Annotated in this window: 4 protein-coding genes; 1 reads left to right on the top strand and 3 read right to left on the bottom strand. The window is 66.3% G+C overall.

Annotated elements, in window-relative coordinates; all coding sequences use genetic code 11:
- From G3N93_RS36785 to gtdA, 3 genes are all read right to left on the bottom strand, one after another.
- Positions 1–370, bottom strand: a 370-nt coding sequence (locus G3N93_RS36785; protein WP_206134812.1) for a glutathione S-transferase N-terminal domain-containing protein, incomplete at its 3' end; no start/stop codon positions are given.
- Between the two features lie 25 nt (positions 371–395).
- On the bottom strand, positions 396–1,094 hold the full coding sequence (locus tag G3N93_RS36780; RefSeq protein ID WP_206135222.1) for a fumarylacetoacetate hydrolase family protein: 699 nt from the start codon (positions 1,092–1,094) through the stop codon (positions 396–398).
- A 91-nt stretch (positions 1,095–1,185) separates the two neighbouring features.
- The gene (gene gtdA, locus G3N93_RS36775) at positions 1,186–2,229 is read right to left on the bottom strand and encodes a gentisate 1,2-dioxygenase (protein WP_206135221.1); all 1,044 of its coding nucleotides are present in this window, start codon (positions 2,227–2,229) and stop codon (positions 1,186–1,188) included.
- Between the two features lie 164 nt (positions 2,230–2,393).
- Here gtdA and G3N93_RS36770 point away from each other — a divergent pair, with 164 nt between their 5' ends.
- Positions 2,394–3,338 carry a LysR family transcriptional regulator gene (locus G3N93_RS36770; RefSeq protein WP_206135220.1) on the top strand — a complete coding sequence of 315 codons (945 nt, stop codon included), beginning with the start codon at positions 2,394–2,396 and terminating at the stop codon, positions 3,336–3,338.
- Positions 3,339–3,461 lie beyond the last annotated feature (123 nt).

The following is a 3,461-nucleotide window of genomic DNA, read 5'->3' as shown; positions in this document are numbered from 1 at the left end:
GCGTGACCTTCAGTTCGCTGTCGAGATAACGCAGCACGCGCAGGTTGTTGACCGGATGGATGTCGCACGCGATCAGCGTCGCGAGTTCCAGCACGCGCGCGCGTTGGCGCAGTTCGAGCGGAATCAGTCTAGGCGTCGGCTGGATCTGGTCGAGGTAATCGAGGATCGCAAGCGACTGCCCGAGACGGAAATCGCCGTCGACCAGCGCCGGCACCGCGGCCGACGGGTTCACGTTCGCGACGTAGGCCGCCTCGCGATGCTCGCCGGTGCGGATGTTCACCGGCAGCGTGTCGTACGGCAGTCCTTTCAGCGCGAGCGCGATGCGCACCCGGTAGGACGTCGAACTGTTGAAGAAGCTATGCAGTTGCACGATGTCGCCTTTCGAGGAAGATGCGTCAGACCACGCGCACGGTCAGTTCGCCGAGCCGTTCGACGCCGACCTTCATCACGTCGCCCGCGACCACCGCGCCGACGCCTTCGGGCGTGCCCGTGAAGATCACGTCACCCGGTTCGAGGCGGAAGAACTTCGACAGGTCGGCCACCGTTTCCGCGACCGACCAGATCAGGTGCGACACGTCGCTCCTCTGCTTCGTCGCTTCGTTGACGGTCAGCCACAGGCCGCCCTGCTCGAAATGACCGACTTCGCTCGCCGGATGCACAGGCCCGATCGGCGCCGAGCGGTCGAATGCCTTGCCGATTTCCCATGGCCGGCCCATCTCGCGCATCTTCATCTGCAGGTCGCGGCGCGTCATGTCGAGGCCGACCGCATAGCCCCACACGTGTTCGAGCGCGCGCTCGAGCGGGATGTCCGAGCCGCCCTTGCCGATCACCGCGACGAGTTCGGCTTCGTAGTGATAGTTCTGCGTCTGCGACGGATACGCGAGATCAAGCGTTTCGCCGTAGGCGACCGGCACGATCGAATCGGCCGGCTTGCAGAAGAAGAACGGCGGCTCGCGATCGGGATCGAAGCCCATTTCGCGTGCATGAGCCGCGTAGTTGCGGCCGACGCAATAGACGCGGCGTACCGCGAACTGCGCGTCGCTACCGGCGACGGGGAGCGCCACGGGCGCTTCAGGCGGGAAAACGAAAGTCATGAATGGCTCCAGCGTAATGACGAATGAAGGGGGGTGCGCCGCGGCGGCAACGCACGGGAAACGGGAAACGAATCGTTGAAAGCGGCCGGCGTCAGTCGCGCGCTTCGCGCAGCAGGTTCAGCGCGGACAGCACGGGCCGATCGGAATAGCTGAACAGCACGCTGTCGGATGACGCAGACAGCCGCACGGGCGCCCACGACGGCGCGACGAAAATGTCGTGCGGCTCGAAATCGAATGCGTTGCCGCCGATGTGCGCGGTGCCGCTGCCTTCGACGACGCAGTAGATCGTCGCGTCGGTGCTGCGGTACGTGCGGCCGTCGAAACCGGCAGGCAGGAACTGCATGAAGGTGGCGATCGTCGGCATCGGCCAGCCGCCCGTCGCGGGGTTCACGTAGCGCAGCTTCACGCCGTCCCACGCGTCGAGCTCGCCGTTCCGGTACAGCGCGTCGAGCGCTTCGCGAGTGCGGGCATACGGATAGCTGAACACCGGCGACGTCGGATCGCTCACGCGATGCCGCACCGGCACCATGTTGTGACCGAAGCGCGCAAGGCTGTCGCCTTCCGGGCGATTCACGGGCTGCACGGCTTCCGGGTAGTTCTCTGCGAAGCCTGCGTCGAGGTTCGCGAGCAGCGGAATGTCGAGCCCGTCGAGCCACACGACCGGTTCGCCACCCTCGTCCTCGGACGGGTTGCCGTGGTCGTGCCACGCCCACGACGGCGTGATGATGAAGTCGCCCGGATGCATCGTCGTGCGCTCGCCGTTCACGGCCGTCCACGCGCCGCACCCTTCGACGATGAAGCGCAGCGCCGACTGCGTATGCCGGTGGCTCGGCGCGATCTCGCCCGGCAGGATCAGTTGCAGGCCCGCATACAGGGTCGGCGTCATGCTCGACTTGCCCGGCAACCCCGGGTTCTCCAGCACCAGCACGCGGCGCACGGCTTCTTCCGCGCTGATCACGCTGCCGGCCTGCATCACGAGGTCGCGCACCTGCGCGTACTTCCAGATCGCGGCCTGCGCGGCCGGCTGCGGGGATTTCGGCACGAGGTTGTGCAGCGATTCCCACAGCGGCGCCAGGCGTTGCTCGGCGATCCGTGCGTAGTAGGCGGCGCGCGACGCGTCCGGGTGGGTCGTCATGATGTCTCCTTGGAGTCGGCCGATCGGCGTCGGCGCTATGTCGGGGCGAGGACCATACGGCAGTCCGTTAGCTGATTTATATTCGACCCAGACATACCCGGTAAAATGGTCAAATCATCTGATCCATATAATTCTGGATATACCTACTCGCGACGAGGCATGCGATGGACTGGACCCACCGGCTGCGACTGCGGCATCTGCAGGTACTGTTGAGCCTTGCCGGCACCGGCAATCTGAGCCAGTCGGCGGTCGCCCTCGCGACCACGCAGCCAGCGCTATCGAAATGGCTGAAGGAACTGGAGGAGGATGTCGGGCTGCCGCTGTTCGAGCGCCATGCGCGCGGCCTGCGGCCGACGCCGTACGGCGAAGCGCTGATCGAGCACGCGCGCCGCGTCGAAGCGCAGCTCGACGTCGCGCGCGACGACATGGCCGCGTTGCGGGAAGGCGGCAGCGGTCTTGTGACGATCGGCACGTCGGGCGTGGCGGCGGCCGACACGGTGCCGCTCGCGGTGTCGCAACTGCTGAAACGGATGCCGCGCGCGCAGGTTCGAATGACCGAAAGCACGATGAACCAGCTGATGCCGCAGCTCGCGCGCAGCGAACTGGATATCGTCGTGGGCCGTTCGGGGTCGACATCCGTCGATCCGCTGCTCCACGCCGAAGCGCTGTATGTCGATCCGGTCGTGTTCGTCGCACGGCCCGACCATGCGCTCGCAGGCGCGGCGTCGGTCGGCTGGGACGACGTGCTCGCCTACTCGTGGATCGTGTGGCCGTCGGGCACGCCCGTGCACAACGCGCTGGAGGCCGCGCTGTCGGCCGCCGGCCGCGTGCGGCCACCGCATTGCGTCGAATCGAATTCGTCGATCCTCAACCTCACGCTGCTGAACAACACCGACCTGCTCGGTGTCGCGTCGTATCGTGCTGCGCAGCGCTTCGCGCAATTGAACGCGATCCGGATCCTGCCGATGCAGCTCGAAGGCCAGGGCGCGGTGTCGATGTACTGGCACCCCGACAACGCGAATCGCGCGGCCGTGGCCGCGACGATCGAGTGCTTGCGCGCCTGTGCAGCCCCGCAGGTCGGCGGATGGGAGAAAGTGAAGGTGGATTGAATGGCGCGGCCCGGTGTCAACCGGGCCGTGTTGCCGTGTTGCCGTGTTGCCGTGTTGCCGTGTTGCCGTGTTGCCGTGTTGCCGTGTTGCCGTGTTGCCGTGTTGCCGTGTTGCCGTGTTGCC

It is taken from the genome of Burkholderia sp. Se-20378 (genome assembly GCF_017104665.1).
Classification (GTDB): Bacteria; Pseudomonadota; Gammaproteobacteria; order Burkholderiales; family Burkholderiaceae; genus Burkholderia; species Burkholderia lata.
The sequence above is the reverse complement of the archived record's forward strand: the minus strand, read 5'-3'. Positions and strand labels throughout refer to the sequence as shown.